The following is a 17,265-nucleotide window of genomic DNA, read 5'->3' on the forward strand; positions in this document are numbered from 1 at the left end:
AATGTATGCCGCAGCAATCGCAACTAACAACAACTCAAACTTTATATAACGAAGATTATTACCTTTGGATTAAGACGACGATAAACCAACTTCGTACTGGTCATTTTTCAGTTGTAGATATAGATAACTTGATTGAAGAGTTGGAAAGTACGGGTAGGAACGAAAAGCAAAGAATTAAAAGTTTATTGATTCGACTTATAGAACATTTATTGAAGCTTAAATATTGGAATGCAGAACGAGAGCGTAATGAAGGTCACTGGAGGGGAGAAATTAGGGCATTTCGTAGAGAAATTAAGGAGCGACTGAAAGATAGTCCCAGTCTTAAGACTTACATCTTAGAAATTTTTGATGAGTGTTACGAGGAAGCAAGAGCAGAAGCTAGCGATCGAACAAAATTGGCGATCGATACATTTCCGGTAAAACCAATTAATTCTTTGGAACAAATTTTAGAGGAGATGTAATTGTTTGACTAATTCTAACCAATGGCCAATTCCTTTTCTTGTTGGTTGTCCCGTGGCAGTGAATGTCCAAATCTCTCTTTTGTGTTGCGGGCCATAACTGATGTGAATCGGTCGATCGACACCGTAATAATACAAAGAATCAAACGGCAGCTTTTGTGATATGATCCAATCGATGATGCGATCGCTGCCCTCCCCAACAATCAGAAAATCGCAAGCAGCGCCTAATCTTTGGCAATAATATTTACCGTTTTTATTGATTTCATGAGCCATGTGCTGATCGATATCGGGCGCAACTCGACCGTTTTTTTGCCCCGTCTCCGGGTCTTTCTTATCTAGATATTTCTTCAAATCTTTCGAGCAAAATCCATAAGTCAGACGAAACTTATCGATGCCAAAAAAGTCAATAATTGGCTCTATAATAAAGCGATTTAAATCTTGCAGCGCTGTCAGCGTTTCTTCTCCATTTTGCGGATAAGGATCGATTTGAGAGGCATACTTATTATAAGTATTGCTACAAGTACAAAACTTCTCAATAGTTAAGTATTTTCCGAGTTTTATTTCTGCCATCACTTCTCGCTATTCAAACTAAAATTTGTATTGTTCCACTTGCATATTCCAAAGAGTTGCGTACTCACCTCCCTTTTCCAAAAGTTGCTCGTGAGTTCCTTCTTCAATTAGTTTACCAGCTTTTAATACGAGAATGCGATCGGCCATTTTAACCGAAGCCAAACGATGGGTAACTAAAATCGCTGTCTTACCGCGAACTAAGTCAAAAAAATGACTGTAAATTTCATACTCGCTGCGGGGGTCTAACGCCGCTGTCGGCTCATCTAAAATCAGAATTTGCGAACCTTCCTCTCGCACAAAAGCTCGCGCTAAAGCTAACTTTTGCCACTCACCCCCAGAAAGTTCCGTGCCGCCAAACTGCTTACCTAACAAAGTAAAATATTGCTCTGGCAAACTTTCAACTTTATCTGCAATTCCCGATTTTTCAGCAGCTTTTTTTAATCGCTCTAAATCGTCCATAGCTTCAATATCGCCTAATGAGATATTTTCTGCTATTGTGAGTGAATAGCGACAAAAGTCTTGAAACAGCACACCAATTTGCCGCCGCCATACAGCAATATCGAAATTTTTGAGACTTTCTCCATCTACCGAAATATTTCCACCAGTAGGATCGTATAACCTCGCTAACAGTTTAACTAATGTAGTTTTACCCGCGCCGTTTTCACCGACCAAAGCGACTATTTCTCCAGGGTGTAGGGTAAAAGAAATTCCCGCCAAAGCAAGCCTGCCATCTGGATAAGCAAAGTTCACATTTTCAAAAACAATTCCTGACTCGATCGGGTAGGGTACAGGTTTAGCAGGAATAGTCACGGACATGGTATTCTTGCTTATCAAGAATTTGAAAAAACGTTCCATAAAAAGGAGCGTTTCTTGCAGAATGAAACAATTATGTAATAAGTAAGTGAGGTTTTGTTGGATATAAGCTAAAGATTGAATAAAAAGCATCACGCTTCCTGGCGTAAGTTTGCCAGTAAAAGCTTGTTGCACTACTGAATAAAAAGCAAAGGCATTTCCCGCTGCGCTTAAAGCCGCAAAACCGCTAAAAGCAAAAGCTTGTTTACCCCGCAAACGACGCATGGTTTGATATTTATCTTGAAAAGCTTCTAAATAACGTTGGGTAAATAGGGAACCGAGTCCAAAAAGACGCACTTCTTTAGCGTAGGTATCTGTCAGCAGCAATGATGCGTAATACTGCATCCGACGAGCTTGGGGACTTTTTTGAGAAAGTGCTTGCCAAGCATCCCATTGGATTTTGAAAGACACGTAAGTTTGCGGCAAAGATGTTGCTAAAATTAATAAAGGTATCCACCAACCCAGGGGAGATACTAAAACCAACATACTGATAATGGTAAATAGTTCGGGAATGCCTTCAGTCAGGACACTTAATAAATAGCGCGGTTGATAAGCCGACTGTTCTTGAATTATTTGTAATTCATCGTAAAAATGGGAATCTTCAAACCGATTTATATCAACAAAGCTATTAGCTTTTAACATAATTTTCAAGTTGAGGTCGGCAATCAGCTTTTCGCTAATATTACGATGAGCTAGTTCTACCCAAGGTGGAAGGAGACTTTCTAAAAAAATTGTTCCCACCCAAAGCGAAACAAGGCTCCCTAGAGTCCAAAAATTATATTCTTTTACCGAACTCAAGATATCTGCTACTGTGTCTACAACTTGTTTGTTAATCCAAACAGCTATAGCTGGTATGAAACTTTGCAACAAAAGAGCGATCGCCAGAAATATAGTTTCTCTTGGCGCTGCTTTCCATAACAGGGGTATGGAACGGCAGAAAATTTTAGCGTAGTTGCATATCAGGTAAACTGTTTTTTTGAGTCTGGTGATTAAATTATTAGCCCACGAACCCATAATTGGCTATTCCATACTTGCTATGCTAAGTTAGCATAGACTTACGCAAAGAAACCGGGGTTTCTCTAAAATAGATATGTACGAAGAAACCTGCTTGATAGCCTGGGCGTGCGTAAGTTCTGTATCAGTTTAATTTTGTGCAATCTAGCTGGATGTGATTTTAAGCCGATCGCAAGCAGACTCACTGGCTTTCTTTATCTAAAAAAAATATTCAAAGCCTTGCTGAGTAAGGCTTTGAATATTTTTTTAGCTTATGAGCATCCTAAATAAAGAAGACCTGCTTACTGGTCAAGATTACTAGGCTTGTTCGAGTTGTCATCCTCTTGAGTCGGCTTCTTGAGGTTTCTTTGCGCTTCTAGCTCCTGTAGAGCCTTGTAAATCCACAGCTTTGATAGCTCAATAGTACTAATGCGATCGGGAATAGTTGACATACTTTAATAAAGGTGACTAACTCTATCTTTAAGAATAGTAAACCCAAAAGTATTCTTCATGAAGATATATACCTAAAAAATGAATTTTTTTGTACCCCGACACTTTTACAATTGGGCGAAAAGAGAACCCCAGTCAATGACGGCGGGTCTTGGGCCTTTATTAATCAACTCAAATACCTTTCTTTCTGTTCGCGGGTGGTAGAGCGATTCTACGCAAGCAGCCGCCACATCAATGCGGCTGCTGTCACCAGATAGAGTATCGCCAGTAGCGATCGCAATCCCTAACTTCCCACCCGTGTTGGCTTTTAGCAATGTGTTCAAGTCGTAAGAGGTATATGGGCCATCAATCAGGCGTCCCGGTCGAATAATGGTGTAGGGTAATTGCGATCGAATTATGGCTTGTTCTCCCTTAAGTTTGGCGTCCAAAACGCCAAAAGCATTAAGCAAGCTGAACGGGAATTTTTCTCTGCGTTCGATACCGCACGAGGAGACAAAAACGAAGCGTTGCAGATGGGATGGTGCCGCAGCGACGAGATTGCTAACACCTTCGCGATCAACTTTTTCAGGACTGTTCTTCGCTTTACTAAGGCGATATTCACTATTAAAATAAATTTGACTCCATTCCAGGAATTGTTCGATGGGATTTCCTGAAGAGGAAATATCGAAATCCCATCTCTGGGAAGGAAAAGCTGTTGTGCCGGTACAACAAATAATGTGGGTGATATCCGCCATTGCCTGTGACAGGGTATCGGGATAGCGGGTGTCTCCAAGTGCAATTTCCACGCGGTTTTCAAACATTTTTTGAGCTTTCTGGGAACTGCGGGTGAGGACGCGCACTGTTGCTCCTTTTTCCAGCAATTTACCGACCGTCAGTTGGCCAACGCCGCCTGTTGCTCCCGCAACCAATACTCGAAAGGACACAGCTGTATTTTTCCACGTTATGAGGTATTCTTTCTCAGCGTAATACAACCAAGGATAGTTTGGCATAGCCTGACCCACAAACGCTCGGCTGCTGAGGATGACTGCTAAGGGAGTAACTCCAGTACAATACTCTTACAAGCGATCGTCACTGCAAAAACTCACAGCTTTTTATGAAGAATACATATTCAGAAGAGTTAGATTATGCTTCGCAAATCATCAAAGAAGCTGGCTACTTATATATAAAGCAGCCACAAGCACCAGCCGACATATATATGAAAGGTGAATACGATGTAGTGACTTCTACTGATTATGCGATCGAGTCATTCATAATTGATAAATTATCTAAAAATTTCCCAGGCGACAAAATTTTATCGGAAGAATCCTACACCGAGTTACTAACGGATGAGAGGACGTGGGTAATCGACCCTTTAGATGGAACTAATAACTATGCCAGAAAAATCCCCACTTACGGTATCCAAATAGCTCTCTTAATTAAAAAACAACCTGTTATCGCTGCCATCTATTTGCCCGAACTTGAGGAAATGTATACTGCCCATGTCAATAACGGCAGTTATTTGAACGGTAGGAAAATATCTGTCAATTCATCTGTGGAATTAAATCAAGCTGTTATTTCAATGGGCGATTTCAGTAAAAATGGAGATAGAGTTGAAAAAAATCGGATTAGATTGTTGGGGATAGCAAAAATTGCTAATCGTATAGCTCAATTAAAAATGTGGGGTGCTGCCTGTTACGATTTGGCTTCTTTGGCTGTTGGTAGAACAGATGCCTACTTGGTTTATTCCTACGATCTATGGGATGTGATGCCGGGATATTTAATTGCGAAGGAAGCGGGTGCAATATTTGCTCAACTTACAGGTGAGCCTTTTGATGTAAGTGCTACAACTACGATCGGGGCGTCTAATCCTGAACTGATGAATGCTTTGTTAAAATTGCTCAAACTTTAATTAAACTGTTTTTAGGAAACATACTGAGAAGGATAAATTCAAAGGGAAATTATGCAGAAATTCACCACACAATTACGGGTGCGACACTACGAAATGGATGCTCTCGGTCACGTTAACAATGCCGTTTACCAACATTACTTGGAACAGGCGGGGATAGAACATACCGAAGACATGGGTTTTACAGTCGATCGCTACCGCGAGTTAGGTGGAGTATTCGTAATGCGGCGTCTGGAAATTGACTATCTGCGTCCTGCGGTAGCTGGCGATACATTAGAAATTACTACTTGGTTGCAAGAAATACGCGGTTCCCGCGCCATCCGACGTTACGAACTTCGCATTTTAGGAAAAGAAGATTTAGTGGTGAAAGCAGAAGCAACCTGGGTCTGGGTAAACTTGGCAACGATGCGCCCAAAAGCTATTCCTCCTGTTATGTTAGAAGCCTTCCTAGCTACTAAGCCACCTTCACTTACCGAATCGGTAAAAGCAATAGATAAAGGAGAATAAATTATTGTTTTAAATAATTCCTACTTTAGGTACAAGACTAACGAAAGTCTGTGGTGCAAAAATTGAAAATATGAACAATCTCGAACGTCTTGTAACTTTAAATCGCATCCGTAAATTCAGCCGCCTGATGGATAGCGCTTTCCGCATCCCAGTGATAGGCTTTCGGTTTGGATTAGATCCAATTATCGGTTTAATTCCCGGTCTTGGAGATATTGTCAGTACAGCCTTTTCTGCTTACATTATTTATTTGGCTGCGCGTTTCGGCTTACCGCCTGAAATTATGTACAAAATGATATTAAATATCGGTTTGGAAGCTGTAGTGGGTGCGGTTCCTCTGGTAGGCGATTTGTTCGATGCCTATTTTAAATCGAATATCCGCAACTTAGAGCTTTTAGAGAAACATCTGATGGTAGTCGAGCCAGAAATTATTGAAAAAAGCCCTCCTACTATTACCGATCGAGTTTCGTCAGATGGCGATCGCAGCATCTATCAAGAAGTTAATTCTTAGCTGCAAAGTTAGCCCCCGATCGCAAGTAGTTTAATTATTTTAATCGCCGTAGGTAGTAGGTATTGATAAAAATTATCGTTAATACCTACTATCTAATACCTATTATTGAGGAAGAGTACGATCGCAATACCGAGGTTTAAAAACCAAGGCGCACAAACCAGAAACCAAACGATACTTATACCAATAATCACAAGCGCGAATACGCCCAGAATTTCTGCGGTCGGTCGCTCTACGTTTGTGTGCATAAAAGTCCAAAAGGTGGTGATTGCCAGCAAGGGGGGAATAAATAAGTTAGCTAGAACCATTGCGGTTATCTCCTTTGTGAGTATCTATGGGTATAGAACAGCTAGTCAGCTTAGCTGCCGGTAGGTATATTATGGCTTATAGCCTCTTTTCCACCGATCCCCTGTGATATGATTCACAGGAAAATCTTGATTTACGCATCACACTATGCTGTCTAGCGTGGGATGGTTTCCACCTCCTACTCTAAGTTCACCCAATAGGATGAAATTTTAGTCTTTATCGGGCGTAAACGCAATCCTCAGCGGCACTAAAATCCCTATGTTGGCCCAGCGCTAAGGACTGTCGTTGGATCTGAGTAAGATATAAACGATCCCTCTGTTATCCGTGATGATGGTAAATCAACTATTTAGTGCGGCTAATCTCTTCGTTTTGCCCTTTTGGGCTTTGATGATTCTGCTACCAAACTGGGGCGTCACACGCAAGGTGATGGAATATTATATACCTTTTGTGGTATTGGCTGGACTGTATTTGTATTTGCTCTTCGGTTCGATTACACCGGAATCGGCGCAAGCTTTAGCTAATCCTCAGTTGGCTGATATCGCCCGCTTCTTTGCAGATGAGAATGCAGCAGCAGTTGGGTGGGTTCACTTTCTGGTGATGGATTTGTTTGTGGGGCGCTGGATTTACTGGGAAGGGCAAAAAACAGGAGTTTTTACGACTCATTCGATCGTACTTAGCTTATTCGCTGGCCCATTAGGATTGCTCTCTCACATTTTCACCAGTTGGATAACCCAGAAATTTTTCTCCCCCAAAGAATCTGAGTCTACAACTGCTGTTTAGTAGGTAGGGTGGGCGATGCCCACCAAAAAACTTCTCAAAGCCGTGGTGATAAAAACAAAACAATTTCAGGGATGGCGGAAATTATTCTTCGGAATCCGTACCCGCGTTCTAGTTTGGTATCTGATACTGATGGCTGCATCGGGTGCTATCTCTATACTAGCTGTCCGTCAAGTTCTCTCGGTACGTTTAGAAGAACGAGGTAAAAAAGTTCTCGTTCGAGAGGTAAAGCAATTTCAGCAATTAGTAAAAGAATGTCAGGGAAATAATTGCAAAGTTTCTACTTTATTTGACACTTTTTTATCTCGTCAGATTCCCTCTGACGGAGAATTTATTATCGGTTTAATGAACGGGAAAATTTACAAATCCAGTCCCGCTGCTTTGCCTGAATCACTTCGACATAATCAGAGTTTATTAAAACGTTGGGGACAACTAAACCGCCGCGAAAAAGGTGAGCTAGTCACGGCAAATGATACTATACGTTATTTGGCCGAACCCGTTATCATTGGGGGGAAAGTTCGGGGAGTGTTTGTTGTCATTCATTCAATGTATGAGGATTTGGAAAAGGTAAATGAAGTAACGGCTGTCATATTTTTCGTGACATTAATTTTATTAGGTGTTACTTCGGCTTTGACTTGGACTGTTGCAGGAAGAGTGTTAGTTCCTTTGCGCTTAGTTACAGCGACTGCTCGATCGATTAGCGAGTCGGACTTGACTGGACGCATTCCCCTACAGGGTGCGGATGAAATTGCGGAACTGACGGTTACGTTTAATGAAATGTTAGAACGGCTGGAGGCTGCTTTTACAAGTCAGCGCAATTTTATTAATGATGCTGGGCATGAATTGCGAACGCCTATTACTATTATACGCGGTCATTTGGAATTGTTGGGAGATGACCCGGAAGAACAAAGGGAAACGATCGATCTGGTGATGGATGAATTGGATCGAATGAATCGTTTGGTTAATGATTTGTTGTTGTTAGCAAAAGCGGAACGTACTGATTTTTTGAGCTTGGAGACGTTGGAAGTGGCAACGTTAACTGAAGAATTATTTGTCAAAGCTTTAGCTTTAGGGGATCGAAATTGGCAGTTGGAATCTAAAGCATCTGGTGAAATTTTAGCCGATCGTCAGCGTTTGACCCAAGCAATTATGAATTTGGCTCAAAATGCAGTTCAACATACCAAAGAAAATGATGCGATCGCTCTCGGTTCATCTTTCAAAAATGGCGATATTTGTTTCTGGGTTCGCGATACTGGGGAAGGAATTGCCGCGAGCGATCGCGATCGTATTTTCGAGCGTTTTGCGCGTGTTGCTAACAGTCGCCGACGTTCCGAAGGCTATGGTTTGGGGTTGGCAATTGTGAAAGCGATCGCAGACGCACACGGCGGAAAAGTTGAGTTAGAAAGTCAATTAGGAAAAGGTTCTATTTTTACATTAATTATACCAATAAAAACCTACTTATGCTAAAATGTAAATAACATTAATGCGTGCTTGGAAGGAAAATAAAATGAGTAGAACTCAGGCTAAGCCTAAGCGTTTTACGCTGGATGAATATCACAAGCTGACAGAAATTGGATTTTTCCATGAAGACGATCGAATTGAGTTAATTAAGGGAGAAATTATTGAGATGGCAGCAAAAGGTACGGCTCACGAAACTTGTCTGAGAAAATTGTGGAAAGAACTACCAATACTGGTGGGAGACAGAGGAACTTTACAATCTCAGGCTCCGATTATTTTACCGCCTAACAGCGAACCAGAACCAGATTTTGCGATTCTCCAAAACCGTCCTGATGACTATTTATCGGCTCATCCAAGTCCATCTGATGTGTTGCTGGTAATGGAAATTTCAGATTCTACTTTAAAGTACGATCGAGAAGTGAAATTGTCCTTATATGCTGAGGCGGGTATATCTGATTATTGGATATTTAATTTATTCGATAATCAGTTGGAAGCTCACAGCGAACCTTTTCAGAATAGTCAAGGAAATTTTGGTTATCATAATAGGCGGATTGTTTTACCAAATCAGATAATTGCGTTACCTTGTTTTCCCGATTTATCTTTGGATTTAAGTAGAGTATTTCCGCAAAAATTGAATGGTTAAATTAACTCAAAGTGGAAAGAAACCCGGTTTCTTAGAGAAACCGGGTTTCTGGGAGCAGCGATCGAAAAAATAAATTTGACTATATCCTTGACACCCAACTGGGTTTGTGCTATCTCTGAAAAAGATAGCTAAAAGATCCACAAACACATTTGATGTTGGTTGCGGCCTCAGCTGCAAGGATGGTGAGATCCGGCCAAGGGTCGGCCTAACCGATTGCACGATTACTCGTGCCAAGTGGCGGAAAATTGATTGAGGAAACCTGAAGAGGGATGATATTGTCTGCGACTGCATCGTATTTTCAAGAATTTAACATGGCGCATAGGTCATGGGTAAAACTACCTGTGTCTTATGCGCTTTGTGATTTGCTTGGGAATAGAGATGCGATCGCAGATAGTACCATCTCTCTCCATGTTTCCTCAATCAATTTTCCGCCACTTGACACGAGTAATCGTGCAATCGGTTAAGCCGACCCTTGGCCGGATCTCATCATCCTTACGGCTGAGACTTTGACCAGATAAATGTGTAGGTTGCAAGTTTTGCAATATGGGATATCTTATTTTTTGTAAGTTCCCTGTACAAAGGTTTGTTGCAGCTAGATGTGCGATTTCTTGATGCTGTCCAGTCCAATAATTACTGGAGAAATCAAGATGAAACCTTCTGTTTCCCTCTATGCCGATTATCAGAATGTTCACTTAAGTGAATATTTAGGCATTTTATTGCTAGCATTTGCTAAATCAATAGGGCGTTTGATTGATGCAAAAGTCTACTATAATTCATTGTGTCCAAACCAGGCTTTTGTAATGGATAACCTAAAAATTCCTGGTGTTAAAGGTTTTAATGTTCCCTGTTCTTTAAAGAACAGCGCAGACAATCAATTGATCGCTGACTGTATTAAGGATGCCCATACTTTCTCTCCAGACATAGTTATTTTAGTTTCAGGAGATGGAGACTTTGCATACTTAGTAAGTAATCTGCAAAAATTAGGCATAAAAGTGATAATCTTTGCTCTACGAGGTAATGTAAAACAAAAGATGATTGAGCTTGCTGATGAATTCCACTTTATAGATGAATTAGCTGATTTAGTTGGGAAAAAAACTCAGCCTCAAATAGATACCACTTTGTCTATTATCGGTTACAATGAAGCTATAGAGTGTCTGCTTGAAGCTATCAAGACTGCGCCAACCAAAGGTCAGCTTACGCGATTTCCCATAATTGACAAATTGATGCGTCAGCTTTTTTCCCAGTATCAGGGAGCAAAGTCTATCCGTACACCTGATGGAAAGACATTTTCAAAGTTTTCAAAGTTTGTTAAAGCTGCGGCAAAGGATGGGAAGGTGCGAATTGACGAACAACAAGTGTTTTTAATTGAGCAATACAAAGCTGCTGCCTAAAGTTCCTAACCTTCTGCTTCCTATACCTCTCAGAAACCCGGTTTCTCCGAGAAACCGGGTTTCTCCACGACCTTCATTATTGGCGTTTTTTGATGACTACCAACTTAACAACGATACCCGCTGAAAGCGATAATACTTCTACGGATTATATGCAGTTAATTAACCCACCGAAAGGAGAGACACAATTGGAAGCAAAAATCCCCACCTTCAACAATGAAAAATTATTGCGCCAAGCCCTTACGCATCGTTCTTACGTCAACGATAATCCTGGCGAAGGAGAAGAAAATAACGAACGTTTAGAGTTTTTGGGTGATGCGTTGCTAAATTTTTTGAGTGGGGATTATCTCTATCGTCTTTACCCAGAAATGTCCGAAGATCAAATGACCCGTCGGCGTGCAGCTTTGGTAGATGAAAAGCAGTTAGCAAGGTTTGCGATCGAGCTTGGATTAGACTTGAGAATGCGATTGGGTATAGGTACAATTAAAGAGGGAGGTTTTACCAATCGAAATTTGCTCAGTAGCACCTTTGAAGCTTTTGTTGGTGCTTACTATCTGGATAACAATTGTGACATTGAGCCAGTCCGCGTTTTTATCAAAAAGCTGTTTAATTCCGTACCTGAAAGTGTAGTAGTTTCTCGCTCGAATGTAGATGCTAAAAATCAGTTTCAGCAATGGGTAATGGCGAACATTGGCACAAGTCAATTGCCTAAATACGAGACAGTTCAGGCGGGTGGAGAATCTCACGCGCCAGAGTTCCTTTCCAAAGTTCTTGTAGGTAACGAAAAATATGGAGAAGGGAAGGGACGCAGCAAAAAAGATGCTGAAAAAAGTGCGGCTGAAGATGCGCTTGCCAAGCTGAGAAAACAAGGGAAGATGTAGAATGGATGGGATATCGCGCTAATATTCTCACCCGCTGGGGAATCAATTCCCCAGCTAATAGCGAAAGTCCATTTAAATGGACTGGAAGATTAGTATTCGGTACACTTGAGTGGACTTAAGCTATGACGCTGGGATTTGAATCCCAGGCGGGCTGGAAGCGAAGTCAGTGGCTTTATATACAATTAAACCCATCATTTGCTAACAAAATCATTGATTTCCCTACGGATAATAACGCTGAGGTAAGATGTCCTATGAACCGCATTCTAATCGCTGAAGACGAACCGCGTATCGCCTCCTTTCTAGAAAAAGGATTGAAAGCAAATGGCTTTACTACTGTCGTAGTAGAAGACGGAAATGCAGCAGTTTGTGTCGCTGATAGCAAAGATTTTGATTTGTTAATCCTAGATATTGGCTTACCCGGAAAAGATGGTTTTCAGGTGTTAGAAGAATTGCGAGGTAGAGGAGAAAAACTTCCCGTAATTATCCTCACTGCACGCGATGATGTAACTGATAAAGTGGCGGGATTGGAAGGCGGTGCGGATGATTACGTTACCAAACCTTTTCGTTTTGAAGAATTGCTGGCGCGTGTGCGGGTAAGGTTGCGCGATCGCACTTCTTCTGCTACTACCAAAGATGATACGATCGTTCGCGCAGGAGATATCGTTTTGGATTTGCGATCGCGCCGCGTTTCAGTAGGCGATCGCAATATCGAATTATCCACTCGTGAATTTATTTTAGCTGAAACTTTTGTCCGCCATCCCGGACAAGTTTTTAGCCGAGAACAATTGCTCGATCGCGTTTGGGGTTACGATTACGATCCCGGTTCTAATATTGTCGATGTTTATGTCGGTTATCTCCGCAAAAAATTAGGTAGCGAGAAAATAGAAACTGTCAGAGGTATGGGATATCGTTTTTGTCCCTAAATCCGAATATTTCAAGCAACCTGCCATTAACAAGCAAGAAAAAATTAGACTGTGATATAATAAATTCATCCGTATAGATGTGAAAACGATAGCAACCGAACGCTGGACTGATGAAATGCTCGATAAATTAGCTGAAAAAGTTGAGAAAAATGCGGAAGCGATCGAGAAAAATGCCGAAGCGATCGAGAAACTCACAGAAAATGCTAAAGAGTTGAATATCCGTTTTAATGCTTATCAACAAACATCTCAATGGGTTGTTAACTTAGCCTTCGGTTTGTTAGCAACCGCAACCATCACAACCATTATTACTGCCGTTTTCAAGAAATAAGTCTGGAACTTACCTAGCGTCGCGAAAAAAACTGACTTTATAGATTTAAACCGCTCCCCGAAACAATATATTCTCGTAAATTACTACAACCAGATCGACTCAAAAACCCGGTTTCTTGAAGAAACCGGGTTTCTTCGATTAAATTAGATGAGAAAATTCTCATCTGACTTTCATCAAAATTTTAAACTTAACCCCAAAAATAATAATAATGTTTTTGGTGTGTGAGCGAGATGAAATCGGCATTTACCAATGAATTACAACAATACCAATGGCATAATCTGCCAGAAGATAAATTTGCATATATTTTCAAAACTGACTTAGCCTCAGAAAAATCAAACTGCTTATCAGAAATCGTAAACTCTTTCCAAAATAATTACGATCGACCCTTACTCAACAGGCAATTACCGTGTTAGAAGCATTCGTATTCGCCACAATATTGTGCGGTTTTTTCGGCATCATCCTCAAAAAGAACCTAGTGATGAAGATCGTCTCGATGGATGTGATGAGTGCGGGAGTGGTCGCCTATTACGTAGTAGTTGCATCGCGAGACGGTTTCTTAACACCCATTTTATCTACTGTCAAAAATGGCTCTTATGCCGATCCAGTACCCCAAGCGGTGATTTTGACAGCGATCGTCATCGGTCTTTCAATTCAAGCTTTAATGCTAGTCGGAGTAATGAAGCTGTCACGAGATAATCCCACCTTGGAATGTAACGAGATCGAGAAGAACAATACACCATGAATACCATAACGATCGCATGGATCGCATTCCCGTTTTTTGTAGGGTTCGTCATTTATCTACTTCCCAAACTCGATCGATATCTTAGTCTGGGTACAGCTATAGTTTCGGCTGCATATGCGTTTTGGTTATTTCTCCAACCATCACCGCTAAAACTGATATTACTCGATAATTTTGGTGTCACATTAGAAGCTGACCAATTAAGCGGCTTCTTTATCTTAACCAACGCCCTCGTCACCCTTGCCGTTATTTTCTACTGTTGGGAAACTGGTAAGAGTGCTTTTTTTTACGCCCAGGCAATCATTTTGCACGGGAGTCTCAACGCCGCCTTTGTTTGTTCCGATTTTGTCAGTTTATATGTGGCGTTAGAGGTAAGCGGTATCGCCGCCTTTCTCTTGATAGCTTATCCCCGCACAGATCGATCGATTTGGGTTGGTTTGCGCTATCTCTTTATCAGCAACGTCGCCATGCTGTTTTATCTAATTGGCGCAGTGCTGGTTTATCAAGCGCATCATTCCTTCGCCTTTGCAGGTTTGCGGGGATCGCCTCCAGAAGCACTTGCCCTCATTTTTCTAGGACTATTGGTAAAAGGCGGGATATTTGTATCCGGCTTGTGGCTACCCATGACCCACTCGGAATCGGAAACGCCAGTATCGGCTTTCCTGTCGGGAATTGTCGTCAAAAGTGGCATATTTCCGATCGTGCGTTGCGCGTTGGTTTTGGATGAGATCGATCCCATTGTCAGGTTCTTTGGCGTTGCTACAGCCCTGCTAGGCGTGTTCTACGCCGTGTTTGAAAAGGATAGCAAGCGAATGCTGGCGTTTCACACCGTTTCCCAGTTAGGCTTTGTCCTCGCTGCGCCGGAAGTGGGCGGCTTTTACGCACTGACACACGGTTTGGTCAAATCAGCCCTCTTTTTAATCGCCGGAGTTTTACCGAGTCGAAATCTGAAAGAACTGCAACATACGCCGATCGATACCCCAATTTGGATCGCCCTAGTAGCAGCGAGTTTCTCCATATCCGGTTTTCCCCTATTATCCGGCTTTGGGGCGAAGGTTTTGACGATGAAAAATCTAGTTCCCTGGCAAGTTATCGGTATGAATATTGCCGCACTGGGAACTGCCATATCGTTTGCCAAATTCATCTTTTTGCCTCATCAAAAGCAAGAAGAAAAATCAAATCTTCGTCCCGGTTTTTGGTTGGCGATGATAGTGCTAATTGGTGGACTGATCGGCGCAAATGTTGTCTACTACAAAGCCTATTCTTTTGAGAATATCATCAAACCACTAGCGACGATCGCTCTAGGATGGCTGGCATACTTGTTAATTTTTAAACACTCAAAAATTAAGTTGCCGCGTTTCGGAGAGAAATTTGACGATTTGGTCGGTTTTATGAGTCTGATTTTGATTCTACTTTTTTGGATGGGGTTTGCATGGCTGGGGATTTAATATTGCGATTACTGATTTGGTTTTTGCTCACTGCTGATTTTAGTTGGATAAATATCTTCCTGGGTATCCACATAGCCATCTTATTGCCCTTCAGCTACAAATCCCCTGGAGCGTTAGACGATTGGCTGAGTGTGCTGGGTAAGATTGTAGTGGCGATTCCTCAAGCGTATATTGAGGCATTCGATATCATCTTTCGTCCCCATAACTACGAAGATGTCGTCCTCGAACGAGTCGAACCGCGACGTACACCAGGACTGGTATTTTTGGATATATTCTTAATCACCTTTACACCCAAAACAATTGTTTTGAAATACCGCGAAGATGGCTGGTACGAAGTACACCGGGTTCGCCGGAGGAAAAATTTATGATGAACTTGTTCTTAATTGCCATGATTCTGGCATTGCTAATTCCCATCTACGATGCCTGGAAGAATGAGGATATCTGGCGAAGAATGTTGGCCTTTGGCAGTATCTCGACCAAGGCGGCAATTACAATATTGTTTGTCTCTGTATTGCGCGATGATTGGATGATCGGGATTGTCGGCGTGATGATCCTAACTGTAGGTAATGCCGCCTTAATGTTACTAGCACAAATCATCAAGAGGATCGGGGAAGCATGATTGACCTATTGAGTTATACCTGCATAGGTATAGGAATTTTCTTCTCGTTTTGGGGAACTTCTCACCTCCTCACTCAGCGATCGGTCTTATTCAAACTGCACAGTCTTTCAGTTGCAGATACTCTTGGATCGATGAGTATTATGTTTGGACTTTTGCTGAAAAGACCCAGAGAATGGCCTTTGTTGCTCCTCGCCATTATCTGTTTGGCACTGTGGAATACGATGTTGGGATATGTGTTGGCATACTGTGCCAGTGGAGAACAGAAATATGAATGATAGCTATGTTTATGCGATCACTGCCCTACTGCCTTTGGCTGCTTTTATGGTAGTGCTTCAGGTTAATCCCTACGATGCTTTGGTAATTCGGGGCATACTGGGTGCAATATCGGCAATGTTATATGCAATTTTAGGAGCGCCGGATGTAGCTTTGACGGAAGCTTTGGTGGGGACGATGCTGGCAATTACCCTCTATGCGGTGGCGGTGCGTTCTTCCCTAGTGATGCGTTTGGGTGTGCTGAAAGATGAGTTGATGGAAGGCGATCGCGATCGCTCTTTTGGGGAAATAATGGATGAGTTACGCAGCATTTTTCGCAAACATTATATGCGTGTTGAGCTAGTCCCGTACATGGATAGGGAACAGTTGCATCGGGCGCTCATGGCAAAAGAAGTTCACACTATCTGCGCTACGCAATTGGTGGATGAGGACAAAGAAAAACAACCTTATCAAACTGTAACTAGGCTGCAACGTCTTTATGAGATCGTGCAAAGCGAACTTTCCACACCTGCTACCAGCTTGACTTATGTTAGTGCATCAAATTCCGGGGAGAAACATTGATGAAATGGGTCTACATTGCAGCAGGAATAGCATTTTATATCAAAATGCTGGTATTACCAAACGCATCGCTCGGCTTCGATCTCTCTATTGTAGAAGCGATCGTTAAAGATTGTGGTGTACCTAGTGCGGTGGCGGGGATTATTTTACGAAATCGGCTGTATGACACAATCTTTGAAGTGGTGGTATTTACGATCGCCATCATGGGGGCTAATTTTCTGCTAGCTAATGAAAAGCCCACCAGCAAAATCTATCAGTTTACCGATCGACCCTCAATTGTACTAGCGCGTGTGGGCGCAACTATTTCCGCTTTGGTTAGTATCGAACTGGCAATTCGGGGACATCTCAGTCCGGGCGGTGGTTTTGCGGCGGGTGTGGCGGGTGGAACTGCGATCGGTCTAATCGCAATTACCTCATCACCGGAAAGGATGCAGGCTATTTACAAACGCTGCTTCGCTGCTACTTCCGAGAAACTTTCGGTGCTGATTTTTATCATCTTGTCAGTGCTGACTTTGGCTGGATATGAATTACCCTACGGACAGTTGGGCTTACTTGTCAGCGGGGGAGTCATTCCTATACTCAATATCTTAGTAGCAATCAAAGTGGCTTTGGGGTCTTGGGCGGTAGTTTTGATTTTTATTCGCTATCGAGGATTGTTGTGAGAAATGAAGTGATTCGATACTTAGGAGCATAAATTTTTTTCA

Annotated in this window: 23 protein-coding genes; 19 read left to right on the forward strand and 4 right to left on the reverse strand. The window is 42.0% G+C overall.

Annotation, left to right across the window (positions count from 1 at the left end; all coding sequences use genetic code 11):
* The first annotated feature begins 5 nt into the window (after positions 1-5).
* Positions 6-461, forward strand: coding sequence for a DUF29 domain-containing protein (locus H6G03_RS09585; protein ID WP_190464103.1), 456 nt, complete (start codon positions 6-8; stop codon positions 459-461).
* Here H6G03_RS09585 and H6G03_RS09590 read toward each other — a convergent pair.
* From H6G03_RS09590 to H6G03_RS09600, 3 genes are all read right to left on the reverse strand, one after another.
* A complete protein-coding gene (locus tag H6G03_RS09590) occupies positions 447-1,028 on the reverse strand; it encodes a hypothetical protein (RefSeq protein ID WP_190464104.1) in 582 nt (193 codons plus the stop codon). The genes H6G03_RS09585 and H6G03_RS09590 overlap by 15 nt on opposite strands.
* A gap of 18 nt (positions 1,029-1,046) precedes the next feature.
* On the reverse strand, positions 1,047-2,894 hold the full coding sequence (locus tag H6G03_RS09595) for an ABC transporter ATP-binding protein (RefSeq protein ID WP_190464105.1): 1,848 nt from the start codon (positions 2,892-2,894) through the stop codon (positions 1,047-1,049).
* Between the two features lie 536 nt (positions 2,895-3,430).
* A complete protein-coding gene (locus H6G03_RS09600; protein WP_190464106.1) occupies positions 3,431-4,312 on the reverse strand; it encodes an SDR family oxidoreductase in 882 nt (293 codons plus the stop codon).
* A gap of 104 nt (positions 4,313-4,416) precedes the next feature.
* Between H6G03_RS09600 and H6G03_RS09605 the strand changes: the two genes are divergently transcribed.
* The 3 genes from H6G03_RS09605 to H6G03_RS09615 all read left to right on the forward strand — a co-directional run bounded on the left by H6G03_RS09605 (position 4,417) and on the right by H6G03_RS09615 (position 6,223).
* Positions 4,417-5,211 carry an inositol monophosphatase family protein gene (locus tag H6G03_RS09605; protein WP_190464107.1) on the forward strand — a complete coding sequence of 265 codons (795 nt, stop codon included), beginning with the start codon at positions 4,417-4,419 and terminating at the stop codon, positions 5,209-5,211.
* A gap of 51 nt (positions 5,212-5,262) precedes the next feature.
* Complete coding sequence (locus H6G03_RS09610; protein WP_190464108.1) at positions 5,263-5,715, forward strand: acyl-CoA thioesterase; 453 nt, start codon at positions 5,263-5,265, stop codon at positions 5,713-5,715.
* Between the two features lie 70 nt (positions 5,716-5,785).
* Positions 5,786-6,223 carry a DUF4112 domain-containing protein gene (locus H6G03_RS09615; RefSeq protein WP_190464109.1) on the forward strand — a complete coding sequence of 146 codons (438 nt, stop codon included), beginning with the start codon at positions 5,786-5,788 and terminating at the stop codon, positions 6,221-6,223.
* Positions 6,224-6,315: 92 nt separating this feature from the next.
* Here the strand turns inward: H6G03_RS09615 and H6G03_RS09620 are convergent, their stop codons facing one another.
* A complete protein-coding gene (locus H6G03_RS09620) occupies positions 6,316-6,528 on the reverse strand; it encodes a hypothetical protein (RefSeq protein ID WP_190464110.1) in 213 nt (70 codons plus the stop codon).
* 325 nt (positions 6,529-6,853) lie between these two features.
* Between H6G03_RS09620 and H6G03_RS09625 the strand changes: the two genes are divergently transcribed.
* From H6G03_RS09625 to H6G03_RS09695, 15 genes are all read left to right on the forward strand, one after another.
* Entirely contained in the window at positions 6,854-7,306 is a 453-nt protein-coding gene (locus H6G03_RS09625) for an ABA4-like family protein (protein WP_190464111.1), read from the forward strand.
* A 15-nt stretch (positions 7,307-7,321) separates the two neighbouring features.
* A complete protein-coding gene (locus H6G03_RS09630) occupies positions 7,322-8,770 on the forward strand; it encodes a sensor histidine kinase (RefSeq protein ID WP_190464112.1) in 1,449 nt (482 codons plus the stop codon).
* 40 nt (positions 8,771-8,810) lie between these two features.
* A complete protein-coding gene (locus tag H6G03_RS09635) occupies positions 8,811-9,404 on the forward strand; it encodes a Uma2 family endonuclease (RefSeq protein ID WP_190464113.1) in 594 nt (197 codons plus the stop codon).
* Between the two features lie 647 nt (positions 9,405-10,051).
* Positions 10,052-10,795 carry an NYN domain-containing protein gene (locus H6G03_RS09640; RefSeq protein ID WP_199315229.1) on the forward strand — a complete coding sequence of 248 codons (744 nt, stop codon included), beginning with the start codon at positions 10,052-10,054 and terminating at the stop codon, positions 10,793-10,795.
* Between the two features lie 149 nt (positions 10,796-10,944).
* Entirely contained in the window at positions 10,945-11,673 is a 729-nt protein-coding gene (rnc, locus tag H6G03_RS09645; RefSeq protein WP_190464159.1) for a ribonuclease III, read from the forward strand.
* Positions 11,674-11,924: 251 nt separating this feature from the next.
* A complete protein-coding gene (locus H6G03_RS09650) occupies positions 11,925-12,596 on the forward strand; it encodes a response regulator transcription factor (protein WP_190464115.1) in 672 nt (223 codons plus the stop codon).
* Positions 12,597-12,675: 79 nt separating this feature from the next.
* Positions 12,676-12,924: a hypothetical protein gene (locus H6G03_RS09655; RefSeq protein ID WP_206756619.1), complete on the forward strand. Its 249-nt coding sequence runs from the start codon at positions 12,676-12,678 to the stop codon at positions 12,922-12,924.
* Between the two features lie 221 nt (positions 12,925-13,145).
* On the forward strand, positions 13,146-13,337 hold the full coding sequence (locus tag H6G03_RS09660; protein ID WP_206756620.1) for a hypothetical protein: 192 nt from the start codon (positions 13,146-13,148) through the stop codon (positions 13,335-13,337).
* Complete coding sequence (locus H6G03_RS09665; RefSeq protein ID WP_190464117.1) at positions 13,331-13,666, forward strand: NADH-quinone oxidoreductase subunit K; 336 nt, start codon at positions 13,331-13,333, stop codon at positions 13,664-13,666. The genes H6G03_RS09660 and H6G03_RS09665 overlap by 7 nt, the downstream gene beginning before the upstream one ends.
* Positions 13,663-15,111, forward strand: coding sequence for a cation:proton antiporter (locus H6G03_RS09670; RefSeq protein WP_190464118.1), 1,449 nt, complete (start codon positions 13,663-13,665; stop codon positions 15,109-15,111). The genes H6G03_RS09665 and H6G03_RS09670 overlap by 4 nt, the downstream gene beginning before the upstream one ends.
* Positions 15,096-15,479 carry a Na+/H+ antiporter subunit E gene (locus H6G03_RS09675; protein ID WP_190464119.1) on the forward strand — a complete coding sequence of 128 codons (384 nt, stop codon included), beginning with the start codon at positions 15,096-15,098 and terminating at the stop codon, positions 15,477-15,479. Before H6G03_RS09670 ends, H6G03_RS09675 begins: the two co-directional genes overlap by 16 nt.
* Positions 15,479-15,730, forward strand: coding sequence for a hypothetical protein (locus tag H6G03_RS09680; RefSeq protein WP_190464161.1), 252 nt, complete (start codon positions 15,479-15,481; stop codon positions 15,728-15,730). The genes H6G03_RS09675 and H6G03_RS09680 overlap by 1 nt, the downstream gene beginning before the upstream one ends.
* On the forward strand, positions 15,727-16,005 hold the full coding sequence (locus tag H6G03_RS09685) for a monovalent cation/H(+) antiporter subunit G (protein ID WP_190464120.1): 279 nt from the start codon (positions 15,727-15,729) through the stop codon (positions 16,003-16,005). Before H6G03_RS09680 ends, H6G03_RS09685 begins: the two co-directional genes overlap by 4 nt.
* On the forward strand, positions 15,998-16,564 hold the full coding sequence (locus H6G03_RS09690; protein WP_190464121.1) for a DUF4040 domain-containing protein: 567 nt from the start codon (positions 15,998-16,000) through the stop codon (positions 16,562-16,564). The genes H6G03_RS09685 and H6G03_RS09690 overlap by 8 nt, the downstream gene beginning before the upstream one ends.
* Positions 16,564-17,223, forward strand: a complete 660-nt coding sequence (locus H6G03_RS09695) for a Na(+)/H(+) antiporter subunit B (RefSeq protein ID WP_190464122.1) — start codon at positions 16,564-16,566, stop codon at positions 17,221-17,223. Before H6G03_RS09690 ends, H6G03_RS09695 begins: the two co-directional genes overlap by 1 nt.
* Positions 17,224-17,265 lie beyond the last annotated feature (42 nt).

This window comes from Aerosakkonema funiforme FACHB-1375 (assembly GCF_014696265.1).
In the GTDB taxonomy this organism is placed as follows: domain Bacteria; phylum Cyanobacteriota; class Cyanobacteriia; order Cyanobacteriales; family Aerosakkonemataceae; genus Aerosakkonema; species Aerosakkonema funiforme_A.